The sequence below is a fragment of the Streptococcus oralis genome (assembly GCF_002386345.1).
Taxonomy (GTDB): Bacteria; Bacillota; Bacilli; order Lactobacillales; family Streptococcaceae; genus Streptococcus; species Streptococcus oralis_S.
Map to the genome: position 1 here is coordinate 1402251 of NZ_CP023507.1, position 19012 is coordinate 1421262.

Sequence of the window (19012 nt, forward strand, 5' to 3'; positions counted from 1 at the left end):
CTTGGTTTTTGTCTTACCAAATAATCACACGGTCCTCTGGTGAACGCCACATGCCGTCGCCTTCTTTGACATCATAAGTTGTAAAGAAGTCATCGAAGTTTGGTACTTGAACATTGACACGGAGTTTGGCAGGCGCGTGCACGTCGACACTGGCCATGAGTTTCATCAACTCCGGACGGCCTTTCATACGCCAGATACGAGCAAAGTTGTGGAAGAATTCTTCAGCAGAGAAGTCTGGCTCTCTCTTAGCAGCTTCAAGGGCTGCGGCGATCCCACCAAGGTCGGCAACGTTTTCGGATACGGTTAGTTTTCCGTTGATTCTTGCACCGTAAGATTCTTGGTCATCAAATTGATCGATAACCTTCTGAGTCTTTTCTTTGAAGGCAGCATAGTCATTCTCAGTCCACCAGTCTTTGAGACTACCATTTTCATCAAAGGAAGCACCATTTGTATCAAAGGCATGAGAAATCTCATGGGCAATAACCGCTCCAATACCACCGTAGTTGGCAGAAGACGACTGATGCAAGTCATAGAATGGAGCCTGTAAAATAGCAGCTGGGAAGACAATCAAGTTCTTCTGAGGATTGTAGTAGGCATTAACCATGTGTGCTGGCATGCCCCACTCCTTGTAGTCAACTGGCTGGTTCCACTTGCTCCAGCTGTGCTTGATTTCCACACGCGCAAAGGCTAGGGCATTCTCAAAGAGACTGGCAGTTTCGTCCACTACCTTGTCCTTGTAGCGGGCTGGCAATTCCTCTGGATAACCGATATAAGGCTTGATGACATTGAGTTTGACAATAGCCTTATCACGCGTTTCAGGAGTGAGCCAGTCATTCTTAGCCAAACGTTCCTTATAAACATCGATCATAGTCGCCACTTTTTTCTCTACGTCTGCCTTAGCTTCTGGGGAGAATTTTTCATGCGCATACCAGAGACCAAGGGCTTGCTTAAAGGGACCTTGGGCCAAGTGATAGGCTGCCTTGACCTTGTCCTGAGCTTCTGGAACACCTGAAAGGGCACGTCCATAGGCACCTGATAGGACACGAATCTCGTCTGTGAGATAGCTGGTTGAAAGATTGACCACAGCCAAAATCAAGGTTGCCTTAAGCAAAGGCCACGCTTCTTCACTATAAAATTGGTCTGCTGCTTGCCAGAAACGTTCCTCATCTACGATAACCTTATCTGGAGTTTGTCCAAGAACTGCTTGGAAGAAATCATCCAAAGGTAGGGCAGGGGCAAATTTCTTGAAATCTTCATAAGCGTATGGATGGTAGAGTTTGGCATATTCTGAACTTTCTTCGTTTGAAAGAACCACTGCTGCGATACGACGGTCCAATTCCAATCTCTTCTCTAGTAAGTCTTCGATTTCCTCATCTGAAAAATCATAGGCTTTGAGAAGATTTGCGCTACTTTCCTTCCAAAGCGTCAAGAGCTCCTCACGTTGAGGATGGTCTTCAGCATAGTAGGTTGTATCTGGCAAGATAGTTCCTGGTGCACTTGCCCAGAGAACATTGGTTCTGGCATCCATAAAGTCTGGTGATACTCCAAATGGAAGGAAGTTTGGTTTACCTGCTAGTTCAAACTCTGCCAGTTTGCTGGTAAAATCTGCAAAGCTCTCCAAATCTTGGTATTCCTTGAGCAGAGGAAGGACAGGCTTGATTCCATCTGCATCCCTCTTATCAAAATCACGTACCATACGATGGTACTTAACAAAATTTGCGAGGATAGCGTCCTCTGGAACATCTTCGCCTTCCAACCACTTGTCCGTAGTTGCCAGCATTAACTCTTCAATTTCCTCATCAAGGTCAATAAAGCCACCTGTTCGAGATTTATCAGCTGGAATAACAGCTGTTTTTTCCCATTCTCCATTGATTGCATCATAAAAATCGTCTTGATAACGTGTCATCTTGTTCTCGCTTTCATTTTTTCACTTATTCTTAGCTTAGCAAAAAACACTTGGGAATGCAATTAAAAATGGTCTCTCTTTTTTCTTCATTTTTCAGTTATTATTTTAAATTTTTTAAAAATTAACTTGACTTAATTTTTTTTTTAATGTATATTAAAAGACAGGAGGAAAATAACTGTATGATACGTATCGAAAACCTCAGTGTCTCCTACAAAGAAACGTTGGCACTAAAGGATATTTCACTAGTGCTCCACGGACCAACTATTACCGGAATTATTGGTCCAAACGGTGCTGGAAAATCAACTTTATTAAAAAGTATGTTGGGAATTATCCCACACGAAGGTCAGGCCTTTCTCGATGACAAAGAAGTCAAGAAATCTTTACATCGAGTTGCCTATGTCGAGCAAAAAATCCATATCGACTACAATTTCCCTATCAAGGTCAAGGAATGTGTCTCACTGGGACTCTATCCATCTATCCCGCTCTTCCACACTTTAAAGGCCAGCCACTGGAAAAAAGTGGCGGATGCACTTGAAATCGTTGGACTCTCAGACTATGCTGATCGCCAAATCAGTCAGCTCTCTGGAGGACAATTCCAACGTGTTTTGATTGCCCGCTGCTTAGTGCAGGAAGCTGACTACATCTTTTTAGATGAGCCTTTTGTCGGGATTGACTCGATCAGTGAAGAGATTATCATGAATACACTGAGAGACCTTAAAAAAGCTGGTAAAACAGTTCTCATCGTCCATCATGACCTCAGCAAAGTCCCTCATTATTTCGACCAAGTTATGCTTCTCAATCGAGAATTGGTTGCTATTGGTTCAACTGAAGAAACCTTTACCGAAGTCAATCTCAAAAAAGCTTATGGTAGTAAGCTCTTCTTTAATGGAGGTGACCTATGATAGTAGAATTTATCGATGGATTGCAACATTTCCATTTCCTACAAAATGCCCTGATAACAGCTATAGTCATCGGGGTGGTTGCTGGAGCCGTGGGATGTTTTATCATCTTACGTGGAATGTCTCTCATGGGGGATGCCATCTCTCACGCAGTTTTGCCCGGCGTAGCCCTTTCCTTTATCCTGGGAATTGATTTCTTTATTGGAGCGATCATCTTTGGCTTGATGGCTTCCATCATCATTACCTACATCAAGGGGAACTCTATCATCAAGAGTGACACTGCCATTGGTATTACCTTTTCATCTTTCTTAGCCTTAGGTGTCATCTTGATTAGTGTTGCCAAGAGTTCGACAGACCTCTTCCATATCCTTTTTGGGAATATCCTCGCTGTCCAAGATACGGACATGTGGATCACCATTGGTGTGGGGGCATTGATTCTCTTGATTATCGGGATTTTCTTTAAACAACTATTGATTACATCCTTTGACGAGCTTTTGGCTAAAGCCATGGGAATGCCTGTTAATTTCTATCACTATCTACTCATGGTGCTCTTGACCCTTGTGTCAGTCACTGCCATGCAAAGTGTTGGAACGATTCTTATCGTGGCCATGTTGATCACCCCAGCTGCGACGGCTTACCTTTATGCTAATAGCCTAAAGAGCATGATTTTTCTTTCATCAACCCTAGGGGCAACCGCTTCTGTTTTGGGACTCTTTATCGGCTATAGCTTCAACCTCGCAGCAGGATCCAGCATCGTGCTCACATCTGCCAGCTTCTTCTTAATCAGTTTCTTTATCTCTCCAAAGCAACGATACTTGAAACTAAAAAATAAAAAAATCAATAAATAAGGGGAAACCCTTCTGGAGGAATCTAATGAAAAAATTAGGTACATTGCTCGTTCTTTTTCTTTCTATCATTGGATTAGCTGCCTGTGCTAGTGGGAAAAAAGATACAGCATCTACAAACCAAAAACTAAAGGTTGTAGCGACTAACTCTATCATTGCTGATATTACTAAAAATATCGCTGGTGACAAGATTGATCTTCATAGTATCGTTCCTGTTGGTCAAGACCCACACGAGTACGAACCACTTCCTGAAGACGTAAAGAAAACTTCTGAGGCTGACCTCATTTTCTATAACGGTATCAACCTTGAAACAGGTGGCAATGCTTGGTTTACCAAATTGGTCGAAAATGCCAAGAAAACTGAAAACAAAGACTACTATGCAGTTAGTGACGGCGTAGATATCATCTACCTTGAAGGTCAAAACGAGAAAGGCAAAGAAGACCCACACGCTTGGCTCAACCTTGAAAATGGGATAATTTATGCTAAAAATATCGCTAAACAGTTGATTGCAAAAGACCCTAGCAACAAGGAATTCTACGAAAAAAATCTCAAAGACTATACTGAAAAGCTAGACAAACTGGACAAGGAAGCTAAAGAGAAATTTAACAATATCCCTGCTGAGAAAAAACTCATTGTAACCAGCGAAGGATGCTTCAAATACTTCTCTAAAGCTTACGAAGTTCCAAGTGCCTACATCTGGGAAATCAACACAGAAGAAGAAGGAACACCTGAACAAATCAAGACCTTGGTTGAAAAACTTCGCCAAACAAAAGTTCCATCACTCTTTGTTGAATCAAGTGTCGATGACCGTCCAATGAAGACTGTTTCACAAGACACAAATATCCCAATTTACGCACAAATCTTTACTGACTCAATCGCTGAAGAAGGTAAAGAAGGTGACAGCTACTACAACATGATGAAATACAACCTTGACAAGATTGCTGAAGGTTTGTCAAAATAATCCATTAAAAACGTCATTCTCACCGAATTGGCGTTTTTTTACACTTTCCGGTCAAATCATTGGAAAAATCTGATAATTCTCGGTAAAATGAAAGAAAAAAGAATGGAGTAGTTTCATGACCACTTTTCTCGGAAATCCTGTAACTTTTACAGGTAAACAACTGCAAGTCGGAGACAAGGCACTTGACTTTTCTCTTACGACAACCGATCTCTCTAAAAAAACGCTAGATGACTTTGATGGAAAGAAAAAAGTCTTGAGTGTTGTCCCTTCTATCGATACTGGTGTCTGCTCAACGCAAACACGTCGATTCAACCAAGAACTTGCCAACCTTGACAACACCGTCGTTCTTACTGTTTCTATGGACCTACCATTTGCCCAAGGACGCTGGTGTGGGGCTGAAGGCCTTGACAATGCCATCATGCTCTCAGACTACTTTGACCATTCTTTCGGACGCGATTATGCCCTTTTGATCAACGAATGGCATCTCCTTGCACGTGCCGTCTTTGTTCTCGATACTGACAATGTCATCCGTTACGTAGAATACGTTGACAACATCAACACGGAACCAGACTTTGAAGCTGCCATTGCTGCAGTGAAAGAACTGGACTAAAATCAAAGCCATTAGGGCAGAAGGCTAGAGAAATCTAGCTTTTTTTGATATACTAGATGGAGAGAAAAGACAAGAGGAAACGAATGACGCCAAATAAAGAAGACTATCTAAAATGTATTTATGAAATCGGTACGGAGATGCAGAAAATCACCAATAAAGAAATTGCTGCCCGTATGCAAGTCTCTCCACCTGCCGTAACAGAGATGATCAAACGCATGAAAAGTGAAAATCTCATCCTCAAGGACAAGGAGAATGGCTATCTATTGACAGATATTGGGCTCAAACTAGTCTCCGAGCTCTATCGTAAACACCGGTTGATTGAAGTCTTTCTAGTTCACCATCTAGACTATACTAGCGATCAGATCCACGAAGAAGCTGAGGTCCTTGAGCACACTGTATCCGACCTCTTCGTAGAGAGACTGGATAAACTACTTGGCTTCCCTCAAACCTGTCCCCACGGTGGAACCATACCTGCCGAGGGAGAACTCTTGGTTGAAATCAATAACCTACCACTAGCAGCCGTCCAGGAAGCTGGAACCTATCTCCTGACTCGCGTTCATGATAGCTTTGAACTACTCAAGTATCTAGAAAAGCACGCAATTCATATCGGTGACCAACTCCAAGTCAAGCAGTTTGATAGCTTTTCCAATAGCTTTACTCTGGTCAACAAAGACGAAGACCTCCAAGTTAGTATGGATATCGCCAAACAACTCTATGTCGAAAAAATCAACTAAGCCCTTATCCTTGAAAGAAATTCCTTTCAGGGATTTTTTATTATTTTAGTTGTAAGTTCCATTCGTTTGATGTAGAATGAAGCTAGATAAAAGAGGGAGGTCTTCCTATGAAAAAGCTCTTTAGAATCCATTTTGCAGCCATTGTAGTCAGCGATTTGCTACTGTTGGTAACTTTCAGACCCCGATACGAACTTTCTTTGGAGAGAGGTCTGATTTTTTGCTTCATTTTCATCCTTGCTCAAGGACTACTGCTATTTCGCTTGGTCAATCGACTCAAAAAACATTTCTCTGAGATTTATCCTCAGATGAACAAAAAAATTCGCTTCTACTATTTAGGAGTGCTCATCAGCGATTTTCTATTATTTGTCTTTTTATCCATCACTGGCCCTCAATATTTCTACTCTCTTACTCCAGTCTTTACTTCCTGTCATTCTACTTTATATTATATGACGGCTAGCCACCTAAGAGAAAACTATCCCGACTTTTACAACAAACACATTTCTTTATGGGAGTGTTTCTAAACAAAAACCAAGCCGACAAGGCTTGGTTTTCTTATCTATTTTTTGTATCAAGGATAATGGTGACCGGTCCGTCATTGACCAGCTCTACCTGCATATCCGCTCCAAAGATACCTTTCTGAACGGGCACTTCCTGAGCTAGCTTTTGGTTGAAAGTGTCATAGAAGGCAGCTGCCCTATCAGGCTTGGCTGCACCTGTAAAGGCTGGACGATTGCCCTTCTTAGTATCTGCAAAGAGGGTAAACTGAGAAATAGAAAGGATTTCGCCCCCAATATCCTTAACAGACAGATTCATCTTGCCTTCTGCATCTGAAAAAATCCGCATGTTGACCAGTTTTCTCACAGCATAATCCAGATCTTCCTCTTGGTCCTCTGGGCCTACACCGACCAACAATAAGAGACCCTGATTGATTTTTCCCTGAACCTGACCTTCGATACTCACTTGGGCTTTCTTGACTCGTTGAATGATGATTTTCATAATAGCCTTTCTAGTAACTGAAGGGAGAATTAGCCGTTGGTCCGTTTGACGGAGTAAACCTCTGGCACACTCTTGATTTTGTCAACGACCGTTGTCAGCGTAGAAAGGTTTGAAATTCCAAAGGACACATGGATATTGGCAAATTTCATATCCTTGGTTGGTTGAGCATTAACGGTTGAGATATTTTTGGTCGTGTTGGAGAGAACTTGTAAAACATCGTTCAAAAGCCCTGTACGGTTGAGACCATAGATATCGATGTGGGCAGTGTATTCCTTGCTTGAGAATTGATCTTCCCACTCCACATCAAGGAGACGTTGCTCGTAGTTTTCTTGGGCACGGAGATTCATACAGTCCACACGGTGAATAGCCACACCGCGTCCCTTAGTAATGTAGCCGACAATGTCGTCACCCGGCACTGGATTGCAACACTTGGCAATCCGAACTAGGAGACCTGAAGCACCTTCAATGACCACGCCACCCTCATGCTTAACCTTGAGGGTTTCTTTGTTCTCAACCTTAACTTCGCCACCTTTGACAAGCTCTTCTGCTTCCGCCTTGGCCTTAGCGCGTTCTTCCTCGCGGCGTTCCTTTTCGGTCAAACGGTTAAAGACGGTAATAGCGCCAATTTCTCCAAAACCAATGGCCGCAAAGAGAGACTCCTCTGTCTTGTAGCTGGTCTTTTGAAGAACCTCATCCATATGGCGCTTGTCCATGAATTTATTGGCTACATAGCCGTTTTCTTGGAACTGGGCCATCAACATTTCACGGCCCTTGTTAACGGATAATTCCTTGTCTTGATTTTTAAAGAACTGACGAATCTTGTTGCGCGCCTTGCTGGTCTTGACCATGTTGAGCCAGTCACGACTCGGACCAAAGGAGTTGGGATTGGTGATAATTTCAACCTGATCCCCTGTCTTGAGCTTGGTTGTCAGTGGAACCATACGGCCATTGACCTTGGCACCAGTCGCTTTTTCACCGACTTTGGTATGGATTTCATAGGCAAAGTCAATCGGTCCTGAATCTTTTGGAAGGGAGCGAACCGCACCATCTGGAGTAAAGACGTAAATCTCCTCCGCCAGATAGTTTTCTTTAACAGAGTCCACAAATTCCTTGGCATCATCAGCCTGGTCTTGGAGCTCCATCATCTCCTTGATCCAGTTCATCCCAATAGCAGATTCCTTGCTGTTGACCTGCCCTTTAATGCCTTTCTTATAAGCCCAGTGAGCCGCAACCCCGTACTCAGCCACTTCGTGCATTTCCTTGGTCCGAATCTGGAACTCAATCGGCCCTTTTGGCCCATAAACAGTTGTATGGATAGACTGGTAACCATTGGCCTTACGATTGGCGATATAGTCTTTGAAGCGGCCTGGCATAGGTTTCCAAAGTTCATGCACATAACCCAGCATAGCATAGACATCACTCTGGGTATCTAAGATACAGCGAATGGCAATCAGGTCATAAATTTCCTCAAAGCGTTTCTTCTTATCCTGCATCTTGCGGTAGATCGAATAGATATGCTTAGGACGACCATAGATTTTTCCTTTGAGATTTCTTTCTGTAGCGTACTCTTCCAACTTGGTTACAACTTCATCGACCAAAGCCTCACGTTCTCTGCGTTTTTCCTTCATCATGTGGGTGATCTTGTAAAACTCAGTTGGATTGAGATAACGGAAAGATAGATCTTCCAACTCCCACTTGACACTGGAAATCCCTAGACGATGAGCAAGTGGTGCATAAATTTCCATGGTTTCTCTGGAGATACGCTCTTGCTTATCCTTTCGAAGGTGTTTGAGAGTCCGCATATTGTGCAAACGGTCCGATAATTTAACCAAGATAACACGGATATCCTCTGACATGGCCATAAGCATCTTGCGGTGATTTTCAGCCAATTGTTCCTCGAGTGATTTGTACTCAACCTTACCAAGCTTGGTCACCCCATCAACGATAATCCGAACATCATGACCGAACTCTCTCTCCAAATCATCCAGTGTCGCATCTGTATCCTCAACCACATCATGCAAAAAACCGCAGGCAACCGTCACGGCATCTAGCTTGAGTTTAGCTAAAATCCCTGCCACCTGAATGGGATGAATAATATAGGGCTCACCTGATTTCCGAAACTGCCCACTATGACAGTCAACTGCGTAAATCAATGCTTTTTGTACAAAAGCAACGTCTTCCTTTGTTAAATATTCTCTCGTTAAAGCGACTACCTGATCGCCCGTCAAATTCACTTCTTTCGGCATCTATACTCTCCAATTCTTCCTACCATTTTATCACTTTTTTAAGGATATGAAAACTAGAAAAGCTCTGTTTTTATGCCAATACCAATCATTAAAAAAACACTGCCAGATTTCTCTAGTAGTGTTTTGACATTTCATTTGCTTAGTAGACTGTTTTTTCAGTTTCTACGTCGAAGAAGTGTGCTTTGTTCAAGTCAAATCCAAGTTCAACTGTTGCACCTGTTTGCAAGTAGTCACGAGCATCCACTTTGGCAACAAATTCGTCTTTACCAACTTGGCAGTAAAGGTGAGATTCTGAACCAAGCAATTCTGATACTGAGATAGTAGCTTTGACAACTGATTCTGGGAATGTTTCAAGGAAAGCAGGTTCTGCATTCACATCTTCTGGACGGATACCGAAAATCAATTCTTTTCCTTCGTAGCCTTTGTCACGAAGAACTTTCAAAGCACCTTCTGGCACTTTCAAACGGAAACCGTCAGAAACAATTTCGCTACCGACCAATTTCACATTGATGAAGTTCATAGCTGGGCTTCCGATAAATCCTGCTACAAATTTGTTAACTGGGTTTTTGTAAACTTCTTGAGGGGTACCGATTTGTTCAACACGTCCGATAGTACCTGTACCAGCTGGGTTCTTAGTTGCTGACATGATAACGATACGGTCCGCAAGTGTCATCGCTTCTGTTTGGTCGTGCGTTACGTAGATAGTTGTAGCTCCGATACGACGGTGAATCTTCGCAATTTCAGCACGCATAGATACACGAAGTTTGGCATCCAAGTTTGACAAAGGTTCGTCCATCAAGAACACTTTTGCATCACGGACGATGGCACGACCCATGGCAACACGTTGACGTTGACCACCTGAAAGGTCAGCAGGTTTACGATCCAAGAATTCTTTCAAACCAAGGATTGCTGCTGCTTCTTGAACACGTTTGTCGATGTCTTCCTTGCTGTATTTACGCAATTTCAAACCGAAAGCCATGTTGTCATATACAGTCATGTGTGGGTAAAGAGCGTAGTTTTGGAATACCATGGCGATGTCACGGTCTTTTGGAGCTACGTCGTTGACAACCACGCCATCGATAGATGCCGTACCTTCTGTAATGTCTTCAAGACCAGCAATCATACGAAGAGTTGTTGATTTACCACATCCTGAAGGACCTACGAAAACGATAAATTCTTTGTCTTTGATGTCCAAGTTGAAATCTTCAACTGAGTAGTGTTCGCTGTTTGGATATTTTTTGTAAATGTTTTTAAGATTTAATTCTACCATGGAAGGTGAACTCCTTTTATTTTTTGATAGTTTCATTATAAATGAAAACGCTTTACATTTCTATGGCAAGGTGACCAAAAAAATAAAAAAGTTCTGTGCAACTTGCACAAAACTTTAGAGAATATCTGGTAAAATCAACTGATAACACAAGGTAAGATCCGTTAACTCCTTCAACTGAAGTCCTGTTAACTCTTCCCATTTATCAATCTTATATTGGAGAGAATTGCGGTGCAGATAGAGTTGCTGGGCTGTTTTAGTCAGAACAGCACTGTTTTCCCAAAGAGAAAGAATGATTTCCTGAATCTGATCCTGATCCAAAATCATCTGGTGCAGGCATTCTTTAATGACTCTCGAGTCCACTAGCCTTTCTCCCATACTCCACAGATAGAGCTGTGAAAAGGTGTGTACACCTTGGTGACCTTGGCGCCACCAAGTCTTAAACAAATCTCGCTCCGCTTTGATCAAGTCTGATAGGGCTTGAGAGCCTGTCTGAAACCACACCTGCCCCAACATGATAGACAGACGAAGGTCAAAGTCATACTCAACCGCTTCAATCGTATCAGATAAGATTGAGCGAACAGAGGTGTACTTATCTTGTTGAAGCACAAATACATAATCCTGAGCCCCGACCTGCAATACTGTCTGGCAATTGGGAAAAAGAGTCCGCATCATGTCTAGCCAAGAGGATAGATTTTCCTGTTGGAAATAGGAAAGATGGCAATAAACCAGCTGAATCTTTTTGAAAGTTTGTGGTGCCTGCCCCTTCCCCTCAATCAGATAGGGATACCAAGGATTGAGCGAACGAGCCTGCTCTTGCTGGGTCAAAAGGGCAACCAGCTGCTTTTCACGCTCGCTGAGCCCAGCTTCCTCCAGTAAAATCCACTGCTTAGAAGCTAAAGGGAGAGTGAGATAGCCCGGTTTCTCTACTGGCTGATCTGAAATCTGAGCTTCAGGAAACCAGTCTTGTAATTCCTTTGCAATCATATTCTAGCCCTCCACTTTTTGGATGCACCAAGAAATTATGGTCTCTAGACGCTCCAGATTTTCAGTCAGATGGAGATAGCCCATGACTGCTTCAAAACCTGTAGACATGCGGTAAGTCACCACATCAGCATTTTTAGCCTTTGTGTGGCTATTGGTATTGCGACCACGTTTATAGATTTCTTCTTCTTTTTCCGTCAGGACTTGCTCCTCCAACATGAGGGCAATCAAGCGAGCCTGAGCCTTGGCTGAGACATACTTAGTCGCCTCTTGGTGGAGTTTGTTGGGTTTGGTCATGCCTTTACGGATGAGATGGCGACGGATATACATGGAGTAAACTGCATCTCCTTCAAAAGCTAGCGCAATCCCGTTAATGAGATTGACATCAATCACGAGTCCACCTCACTCCATCCTTGGTATCAAGGAGCTTAATTCCTTGAGTCGCTAATTGGTCACGGATTTGGTCTGCTGTCGCAAAGTCACGATTGGCACGCGCTTCTTGACGTTTTTGGATCAAAGCTTCAATCTCTGCATCCAAAACTTCCTCAACAAAGACAATCCCAAAGACCTCCAACATATCCGCAAGAGCTTCCTTAACACTTGCATCATAGTTTCCTGAGTTGATCCATTTGGCCATTTCAAAGACAACTGTGATACCGTTGGCGGAGTTGAAATCCTCATCCATAGCGGCAACAAACTTGTCTTTAAAAGCTTGTAACTCTTGGGTATCCACGTTTCCTGTAAATGGTTGTTCGTAAGTGTTCTTCAGATATTTGAGATTAGTTTCGGCGTCTCGCACTGCTTTTTCGGTAAAGTTGATAGGCTTACGGTAATGCTGAGTCGCAAAGAAGAAACGCAACACTTGCCCATCGAGGGTTTTGAGGGCATCGTGTACGGTTATAAAGTTGCCCAAGGACTTAGACATCTTAACATTGTCGATATTGACAAAGCCATTGTGCATCCAGTAGTTAGCAAAAGTCTTGCCTGTTTTTGCTTCTGACTGGGCAATTTCGTTGGTATGGTGAGGAAACTCCAAATCAGCTCCACCACCGTGGATATCAATGGTATCTCCCAAAATCTCTGTCGACATGACTGAACATTCAATATGCCAACCCGGACGACCAGGTCCCCAAGGGCTATCCCAGGAAATCTCGCCTGGCTTTGCAGCTTTCCAAAGGGCAAAGTCTACAGGATTTTCCTTGCGAGCCGTTTCTTCATCGGTACGACCTGAAGCACCCAGCTCCAAATCTTCCAAGGTTTTATTGGCCAATTTAGCATAGTTGTGAGATTTTTCCACGCGGAAGTAAACATCTCCTTGACTCTCGTAAGCATAACCTTTTTCAATCAAGACTTCCACAAAACGAATGATGTCCGCCATAAACTCCACCACACGCGGATGGCGAGTCGCAGGTTTCACGCCCAAAGCTGTCACATCCTCACGAAAGGCAGCGATGTACTTGTCCGCAACCTCCAGAGGCGTGATACCTTCTTCCTTGGCACGGTTGATAATCTTATCGTCTACATCTGTAAAGTTGGAAATATAGGCAACTTCGTAGCCACGGTATTCGAAATAACGACGAATGGTATCAAAAGCCACCGTCGAACGGGCATTCCCTACGTGAATATAGTTGTATACCGTTGGCCCACAGACATACATGCGAACCTTTCCTTCTTCGATTGGGACAAATTCTCGCAAATCACGAGACATGGTGTCGTAAATTTTAATCATGCGGTCCACTCCCTTCTCTATTTCTGACTTTTTCGGCTGAAAACCAGCTCTGCAAAAGGGCCAAATTGTCTGAGGCTATCCAGTTGGTAAAAGCGCTGCCCTTCCTCTTGGGTAAAGAGGGGAACCCCCTTTCCTAGGATAAGGGGCGCTATCTGAATAATGAGGTGATCGAAAAGATCCGCATCCAAGAGCGGTCCTACCAAGGAATTACCACCAATCACAAAGACATTTTTGCCTTTGTCAATCTGGCGAACAAAGTCCACCACATCCCCAGCTACTGGCTGGTAATTGCTGACAGGCAGATGCCTATCATGCGTAAAGACATAATTTTCCGTAGCTTGATAAAAACTTTCTACATCTTGTAAATCTTGGATTTCCTCAAAGGTCCGCTTGCCCATGATGGTGATATCCATTTGTCTGTAAAAGTCATCATAGCCTGTATCCTCTACAGAACCAAGCTGATGCAGCCAGTCTATCCTGTGCTGGCTGTCTGCCAAGTAGCCATCCATGGTGATACAGCCGTAAAAATATACTGCCATTCTTGTAGTTACCTTTCTAGTTCCTTTGCTATTGTCAAAGCGATATTGAAAAAAGTCATGGCATCAGCTGTCCGCTCTTCATGGCGGGCATCCCAGGTTCTGTTATGATGATCCACATAGTCAGCTGTGTAGAAGAACTGATAGACTTTACTCTTGCGAAATTGACTCCAAGCCATGATAGCTGAAGCTTCCATGTCCACCACTTGAGCTCCAGCAGCCAAGCGACGTTTGACCTTATCAGGCGTTTCTCGATAAAAGGCATCAGTCGTCCAAGACTTGGTGCGGATATGTTCGATATTGTGCTTGTCAAAGATGGCTTCCAGCTCGATCAGCAGAGACTCGTCATAGGCGACTTCATCACCCGGTGGGGCATAGTGATAGCTAGTTCCTTCATCTCGCAATGCTGCCGCAGGTAGGATAATTTTATCCGCCTCAATTGAGCGGTCCAAAACGCCACAGGAACCTAAAATGATAAAATTTTTGAAGCCTCTGGCCGCCAACTCCTCCAGCTGGCCGACTATCATGGGAGCCCCAATTGGAGCCAACATAACTGCTAGCTTGCTAGGTCCTTGGCCATAAATATACCATGGATGATGGCCGTTTATGCTTTTCAAATAGCCTCCCGGATAGACATCTTCTGACTCAATCAAACGTTTCAGAATTTCGCCATTAAAGGACAGAATGATGGTTTCGCATACCTCTCCCTTGTCATGGACTGGCTTTTCAGTTGGCTCAATAACTGCTGCTACATCTTCAAATTCCTCTAATAGCATAACTTCTCTTTCTTTAAGGCTCCAGCAAATCCGCCTTCATTTTATTTAGACGGCGCAGTTTGGTCTCATCTTTTTTGGCTTCACTGATATAATGAGCCCATTCACGCTGGTGGCTAGGTGGCAGTTTAATAAAGCGCTCCTTAGCAAGACCATCCAAGCGTTCTTGCAACTCAAGAACTGCCTGGTTCAAAATTGCGTCTGATAAATCTGACATAGTTCTTACCTCCTGTCATACTTCACCTCGATAACTTTGCTACCCTATCCTACAGACTTGATGAATGGTGACTGGCTTCACGGGCATGCTCTAGCTTGTCTAGATAGTATTCTCGTTTTTCTTCAACTTCGTGGATCGTCGGCTCATCCTTCTGTCCATGAACTCGGACGATCTTAGCTGGGATTCCGACAACTGTCACATCGCTCGGAACATCTGCCACAACCACTGCACCCGCCCCAACTTTGGCTTTCTCTCCAATTTCAATAGGGCCAATCACCTGAGCGTGGGCCGAAATCAGCGCCCCTTTTCGAACAGTCGGATGGCGTTTGCCAACATCCTTCCCTGTTCCACCAAGAGTCACTCCGTGATAGAGAAGAACGCCTTTTTCAACAATCGCCGTCTCTCCAATCACCAGGCCTGAACCATGGTCGATAAAAACACCTGAGTCAATCTGGGCACCCGGATGGATCTCAATCTGAGTCCAAAAGCGCCAAAACTGACTGTGCATCCGAGCTAGGAGTTTGAAGCCATGCTTCCAGAGAAAATGCGAGAGACGGTGAGCTGCTAAGGCCTTGACACCTGGATAAGTCAGCAAAACTTCCAAACTGTTGCGTGCCGCTGGATCATTTTCTTTTACAATATCAATGGTTTCGCGCCACCATCCCATACATTTCTCCTTTTCTTATTCTGAATCTTTTGGTGTTTCTGTAAATTCTTTCTTCGGTTTGTGGTCCTTGTGATGACGTGGACGGTGAGGTCGCTCAGACTTTTCACCTTTTTCATCATGCTCAGGTTTTGGCGGACGAGGAAGAAGGGCTTTCATAGAGGCATCGATACGGCCTTTTTCATCAATCTTGATAACCTTAACATCGACTTCATCACCGATAGCTACCAAGTCCTCGACACGGTTGGTACGAGTCCAAGCCATTTCTGAGATGTGAACAAGTGCATCTGTCTTATCAAAGAGGTTGACAAAGGCACCAAATTTCTCGATACGAACAACCTTAGCATGGTAAACTTCATCCACTTTCGCTTCACGAACCAAGCCAGCGATGATTTCTTTGGTACGGTTAATGGCATCTTGGTCGCTAGAGTAGATAGATACATTTCCTTCTTCGTCGATATCAATCTTAACGCCTGTTTCAGCGATAATCTTATCAATGGTTTCTCCACCCTTACCGATGACAATCTTGATCTTGTCCACATCAATCTTGATGGTGTCAATTTTCGGTGCAGTTGGAGCCAATTCTGGACGAACTTCTGGAATGGTTGCTTCAATCACATCAAGGATTTCAAAACGAGCTTTCTTGGCTTGAGCAAGGGCTTCAGTCAAGATTTCTGCAGTAATTCCTTGGATCTTGATATCCATTTGAAGGGCTGTAATCCCCTCACGAGTACCTGCCACCTTAAAGTCCATGTCTCCAAAGTGGTCTTCCAAACCTTGGATATCTGTCAATACTGTATAGTTATTTCCATCTGAGATAAGTCCCATGGCAATACCAGCTACTGGCGCCTTGATTGGCACACCACCAGCCATAAGGGCAAGAGTTCCCGCACAGATAGAAGCTTGAGAAGAAGAACCATTTGATTCCAAGACTTCTGCTACCAGACGGATAGCGTATGGGAATTCTTCCAAGCTTGGCAAGACTTGAGCAAGAGCACGTTCTCCAAGAGCCCCATGACCAATTTCACGACGACCAGGCGCACCGTAACGACCTGTTTCCCCTACTGAGTATTGCGGGAAGTTATAGTGATGCATAAAGCGTTTCTTGTACTCTGGATCCAAACCATCGATGATTTGAGTTTCTCCCATCGGAGCCAAGGTCAAGACTGAAAGGGCTTGAGTTTGCCCACGAGTAAAGAGACCTGAACCGTGCACACGAGGAAGAAAGTCAACAACCGCATCCAAAGGACGGATTTCATCAACCTTACGACCGTCAGGACGTACCTTATCTTCTGTAATCAAACGGCGCACTTCAGCGTGTTCCATTTGTTCCAAGATTTCAGCCACATCACGCATGATACGATCAAATTCTTCGTGGTCTGCATATTTTTCTTCGTAAACAGCAGTCACTTGGTCTTTAACTGCTTGAGTTGCAGCTTCACGAGCCAATTTTTCTTCTACTTGAACCGCTTTTTGGAGGTCACTATTGTAGGCTGCGATGATTTCAGCTTGCAAGTCCGCATCCACATGAAGCAATTCCACTTCTGCTTTTTCCTTACCAACAGCAGCAACGATTTCTTCTTGGAAGGCAATCAATTCTTTAACAGCTTCGTGCCCTTTGAGAAGGGCTTCCAACATGATTTCTTCTGACAATTCTTTGGCACCAGACTCAACCATGTTGATGGCGTGCTTGGTACCAGCTACTGTCAATTCAAGAAGCGAACGCTCTGCCTGTTCTTGAGTAGGGTTGATGATGATTTGGCCGTCGACATAACCCACTTGTACCCCAGCGATTGGTCCGTCAAATGGAATATCTGAAATAGACAAGGCCAATGATGAACCAAACATGGCTGCCATTGGTGCAGATGCATTTTCATCATAAGAAAGAACTGTGTTGATGACTTGCACTTCGTTACGGAAACCTTCCGCAAACATCGGACGGATTGGACGGTCGATCAAACGCGCTGTCAAGGTCGCATCAGTAGAAGGACGTCCTTCACGTTTCATAAAGCCACCAGGAAACTTCCCAGCCGCATACATTTTTTCTTCGTAGTTAACTTGAAGTGGGAAGAAATCCCCAGTTGCCATTTTCTTAGACATAACGGCCGCAGTCAAGACAGTTGACTCACCGTAACGCACGACAACAGAGCCATTTGCTTGCTTAGCAACCTGACCAGTCTCTACGATTAACTCACGACCTGCAAAAGTCGTTTGAAACACTTGTTTTGTCATTTTAATCCCCTTTGGATTGATGAAATTATACGCCTTGCCTACAAAGATCAAGATACTAAGGTCGCAAAAAGCAAAGTAAAAATAGGAAACTGGCGAAGTCTTCGATGAAGACAAGACAGTTTATCTTTTTTAAACAGCTTTTCGGCCGAGTTCAATTTTCAAGATACAAATCATTAGAAAGGTTTGATGCTAAAGCATCTAATCCTTTCACGCTAATCGCTATTAGGCGATTAGCTAAATGCTTTACTAACTCTCTCGTCAAATAACATCGATTTGACTCGTTCGTGTCGCTCAAACTAAATACTGAAAAGAACAAATTATGAAAAAATTTCTATCATAAAATTGAGAATCGACAAAGCCTTTAACACTTTTATACCCTCATCTTTGTATCAAGTACGTACAGAGTCTATTTTATCATATTTTTCTTAAAAAGTGCGGGCTTTTCTATTAAAAAGGAACCATTCCCCTCACCTGAGAAGAATGGTTTGCTTTTTATTATCCTAAAGACTGATGATTAAACAAGGCATGGGTTGCTTGGTGGATGTATTTTGCTGTTTCAGCATTGTTCATGGTGTAGAGATGTACACCTGCAACATCCTGAGTGACCAAGTCCACAATTTGGTCTACTGCATAGGCAAGTCCTGCTGCTCTGAGCGACTCAGGGTCATGCTCATACTTGTCTAAGATAGCCTTAAATTTACGTGGAAGATGGATATTCTCACAAGTCTTCAAGAGACGAAGCGCTTGATTACGGTTAAGAATGGGCATGATCCCCGCATGAATAGGAACATCAATCCCTGCCAAGGTACACTTGTCTTGGAAATCATAGAAGCGCTCATTGTCAAAGAAAAGTTGCGTTACGAGGCTTGAACAGCCTGCATCCACTTTCTTCTTGAGATTTTGAATATCTGAGATTTGGTTTGGCGAGTCAGGATGCCCCTCTGGGTAGCAAGCGCCAATAATATCAAAGTGAGGAGCTTGTTCCTTGATGAACTCGATCAAATCTGTTGCGTAGCGGAAATCCTTTTGTGGTTCCACATCAGGGATAATATCCCCACGCAAAGCCAAGATTTTCTGTACCCCAACCTTATCCAAGTCTGCAATGGTTTCAGCAACCTTTTCCTTGGTCAGATAGATAGCTGGCAAGTGGGCAATGGTTGGAATCGCCAAATCATTCTGGATAAAGTCAGCCAAACGAACCGTTGTTTCCTTGATATTAAATTTATTATTGCTGGCAGTCACACTGATAAAGTGCGGTGTCAGCTCCCGCATATCCTGCAAGGCTGAAATAATTTTATCATTACCCACTGCTGGGTTTGGAGGGAACACTTCAAATGAAAGTGACGGTGTTTGGCGTGACATAGTCATTATCCTTTTCTTTTTGATTTCATGATTGCTGAGCCAGCTAGGGCC

19 protein-coding genes are annotated in these 19012 nt (G+C 43.6%); 6 read left to right on the forward strand and 13 right to left on the reverse strand.

Going from position 1 to position 19012, the window contains the following annotated elements:
• Positions 1-13 precede the first annotated feature (13 nt).
• Positions 14-1906 carry a M13 family metallopeptidase gene (locus CO686_RS06965; RefSeq protein WP_049501051.1) on the reverse strand — a complete coding sequence of 631 codons (1893 nt, stop codon included), beginning with the start codon at positions 1904-1906 and terminating at the stop codon, positions 14-16.
• A gap of 179 nt (positions 1907-2085) precedes the next feature.
• Here CO686_RS06965 and CO686_RS06970 point away from each other — a divergent pair, with 179 nt between their 5' ends.
• The 6 genes from CO686_RS06970 (at position 2086) to CO686_RS10500 (ending at position 6476) form a co-directional block, all read left to right on the forward strand.
• Positions 2086-2808, forward strand: a complete 723-nt coding sequence (locus CO686_RS06970) for a metal ABC transporter ATP-binding protein (protein ID WP_000619158.1) — start codon at positions 2086-2088, stop codon at positions 2806-2808.
• Positions 2805-3653: a metal ABC transporter permease gene (locus tag CO686_RS06975; RefSeq protein WP_000634601.1), complete on the forward strand. Its 849-nt coding sequence runs from the start codon at positions 2805-2807 to the stop codon at positions 3651-3653. Before CO686_RS06970 ends, CO686_RS06975 begins: the two co-directional genes overlap by 4 nt.
• 25 nt (positions 3654-3678) lie before the next feature.
• Positions 3679-4611 (forward strand): metal ABC transporter substrate-binding protein, encoded by a 933-nt coding sequence (locus tag CO686_RS06980; protein ID WP_000733063.1) that lies wholly within the window; start codon positions 3679-3681, stop codon positions 4609-4611.
• A gap of 115 nt (positions 4612-4726) precedes the next feature.
• Positions 4727-5221 (forward strand): thiol peroxidase, encoded by a 495-nt coding sequence (gene tpx, locus CO686_RS06985; RefSeq protein WP_000206546.1) that lies wholly within the window; start codon positions 4727-4729, stop codon positions 5219-5221.
• An 83-nt stretch (positions 5222-5304) separates the two neighbouring features.
• On the forward strand, positions 5305-5955 hold the full coding sequence (locus tag CO686_RS06990) for a metal-dependent transcriptional regulator (protein WP_049550328.1): 651 nt from the start codon (positions 5305-5307) through the stop codon (positions 5953-5955).
• 107 nt (positions 5956-6062) lie between these two features.
• Positions 6063-6476, forward strand: coding sequence for a hypothetical protein (locus CO686_RS10500; protein WP_096753650.1), 414 nt, complete (start codon positions 6063-6065; stop codon positions 6474-6476).
• A gap of 31 nt (positions 6477-6507) precedes the next feature.
• On the opposite strand, the gene dtd is transcribed toward CO686_RS10500, so the two are convergent.
• The 12 genes from dtd to metF form a co-directional block, all read right to left on the reverse strand.
• Entirely contained in the window at positions 6508-6951 is a 444-nt protein-coding gene (dtd, locus tag CO686_RS07000; protein ID WP_049538617.1) for a D-aminoacyl-tRNA deacylase, read from the reverse strand.
• 29 nt (positions 6952-6980) lie between these two features.
• Complete coding sequence (locus tag CO686_RS07005; RefSeq protein WP_096753651.1) at positions 6981-9197, reverse strand: RelA/SpoT family protein; 2217 nt, start codon at positions 9195-9197, stop codon at positions 6981-6983.
• A gap of 139 nt (positions 9198-9336) precedes the next feature.
• Entirely contained in the window at positions 9337-10467 is a 1131-nt protein-coding gene (locus CO686_RS07010) for an ABC transporter ATP-binding protein (RefSeq protein WP_000229944.1), read from the reverse strand.
• A 114-nt stretch (positions 10468-10581) separates the two neighbouring features.
• Entirely contained in the window at positions 10582-11451 is an 870-nt protein-coding gene (locus CO686_RS07015) for a helix-turn-helix domain-containing protein (RefSeq protein WP_084917805.1), read from the reverse strand.
• Between the two features lie 3 nt (positions 11452-11454).
• On the reverse strand, positions 11455-11841 hold the full coding sequence (locus tag CO686_RS07020) for a Mini-ribonuclease 3 (protein WP_070535742.1): 387 nt from the start codon (positions 11839-11841) through the stop codon (positions 11455-11457).
• Positions 11834-13177, reverse strand: coding sequence for a cysteine--tRNA ligase (gene cysS / locus CO686_RS07025; RefSeq protein ID WP_070535745.1), 1344 nt, complete (start codon positions 13175-13177; stop codon positions 11834-11836). Before cysS ends, CO686_RS07020 begins: the two co-directional genes overlap by 8 nt.
• Before the next feature lie 17 nt (positions 13178-13194).
• Positions 13195-13716 (reverse strand): dihydrofolate reductase family protein, encoded by a 522-nt coding sequence (locus tag CO686_RS07030; protein WP_000301981.1) that lies wholly within the window; start codon positions 13714-13716, stop codon positions 13195-13197.
• A gap of 8 nt (positions 13717-13724) precedes the next feature.
• Positions 13725-14489: a nucleoside phosphorylase gene (locus CO686_RS07035; protein ID WP_000923404.1), complete on the reverse strand. Its 765-nt coding sequence runs from the start codon at positions 14487-14489 to the stop codon at positions 13725-13727.
• 13 nt (positions 14490-14502) lie between these two features.
• Positions 14503-14703, reverse strand: a complete 201-nt coding sequence (locus tag CO686_RS07040) for a YdeI/OmpD-associated family protein (RefSeq protein WP_002882686.1) — start codon at positions 14701-14703, stop codon at positions 14503-14505.
• Between the two features lie 49 nt (positions 14704-14752).
• The gene (gene cysE / locus CO686_RS07045) at positions 14753-15370 is read right to left on the reverse strand and encodes a serine O-acetyltransferase (RefSeq protein WP_096753652.1); all 618 of its coding nucleotides are present in this window, start codon (positions 15368-15370) and stop codon (positions 14753-14755) included.
• 15 nt (positions 15371-15385) lie between these two features.
• Positions 15386-17599, reverse strand: coding sequence for a polyribonucleotide nucleotidyltransferase (gene pnp, locus CO686_RS07050; protein ID WP_096753653.1), 2214 nt, complete (start codon positions 17597-17599; stop codon positions 15386-15388).
• A gap of 495 nt (positions 17600-18094) precedes the next feature.
• Positions 18095-18961, reverse strand: a complete 867-nt coding sequence (metF, locus tag CO686_RS07055) for a methylenetetrahydrofolate reductase [NAD(P)H] (RefSeq protein ID WP_061421607.1) — start codon at positions 18959-18961, stop codon at positions 18095-18097.
• Between the last annotated feature and the right edge of the window lie 51 nt (positions 18962-19012).

Excerpts from the sequence above, each read along its gene's own strand:
- cysS (WP_070535745.1), bottom strand. The coding sequence starts at position 13,177 with ATGATTAAAATTTACGACACCATGTCTCGTGATTTGCGAGAATTTGTC.
- CO686_RS10500 (WP_096753650.1), top strand. The coding sequence starts at position 6,063 with ATGAAAAAGCTCTTTAGAATCCATTTTGCAGCCATTGTAGTCAGCGAT.
- metF (WP_061421607.1), bottom strand. The coding sequence starts at position 18,961 with ATGTCACGCCAAACACCGTCACTTTCATTTGAAGTGTTCCCTCCAAAC.
- CO686_RS07010 (WP_000229944.1), bottom strand. The coding sequence starts at position 10,467 with ATGGTAGAATTAAATCTTAAAAACATTTACAAAAAATATCCAAACAGC.
- CO686_RS06975 (WP_000634601.1), top strand. The coding sequence starts at position 2,805 with ATGATAGTAGAATTTATCGATGGATTGCAACATTTCCATTTCCTACAA.
- CO686_RS07035 (WP_000923404.1), bottom strand. The coding sequence starts at position 14,489 with ATGCTATTAGAGGAATTTGAAGATGTAGCAGCAGTTATTGAGCCAACT.
- CO686_RS07030 (WP_000301981.1), bottom strand. The coding sequence starts at position 13,716 with ATGGCAGTATATTTTTACGGCTGTATCACCATGGATGGCTACTTGGCA.
- dtd (WP_049538617.1), bottom strand. The coding sequence starts at position 6,951 with ATGAAAATCATCATTCAACGAGTCAAGAAAGCCCAAGTGAGTATCGAA.
- tpx (WP_000206546.1), top strand. The coding sequence starts at position 4,727 with ATGACCACTTTTCTCGGAAATCCTGTAACTTTTACAGGTAAACAACTG.
- CO686_RS07005 (WP_096753651.1), bottom strand. The coding sequence starts at position 9,197 with ATGCCGAAAGAAGTGAATTTGACGGGCGATCAGGTAGTCGCTTTAACG.
- CO686_RS07040 (WP_002882686.1), bottom strand. The coding sequence starts at position 14,703 with ATGTCAGATTTATCAGACGCAATTTTGAACCAGGCAGTTCTTGAGTTG.
- CO686_RS06965 (WP_049501051.1), bottom strand. The coding sequence starts at position 1,906 with ATGACACGTTATCAAGACGATTTTTATGATGCAATCAATGGAGAATGG.
- CO686_RS06970 (WP_000619158.1), top strand. The coding sequence starts at position 2,086 with ATGATACGTATCGAAAACCTCAGTGTCTCCTACAAAGAAACGTTGGCA.
- CO686_RS06980 (WP_000733063.1), top strand. The coding sequence starts at position 3,679 with ATGAAAAAATTAGGTACATTGCTCGTTCTTTTTCTTTCTATCATTGGA.
- pnp (WP_096753653.1), bottom strand. The coding sequence starts at position 17,599 with ATGACAAAACAAGTGTTTCAAACGACTTTTGCAGGTCGTGAGTTAATC.
- CO686_RS07015 (WP_084917805.1), bottom strand. The coding sequence starts at position 11,451 with ATGATTGCAAAGGAATTACAAGACTGGTTTCCTGAAGCTCAGATTTCA.
- CO686_RS06990 (WP_049550328.1), top strand. The coding sequence starts at position 5,305 with ATGACGCCAAATAAAGAAGACTATCTAAAATGTATTTATGAAATCGGT.
- cysE (WP_096753652.1), bottom strand. The coding sequence starts at position 15,370 with ATGGGATGGTGGCGCGAAACCATTGATATTGTAAAAGAAAATGATCCA.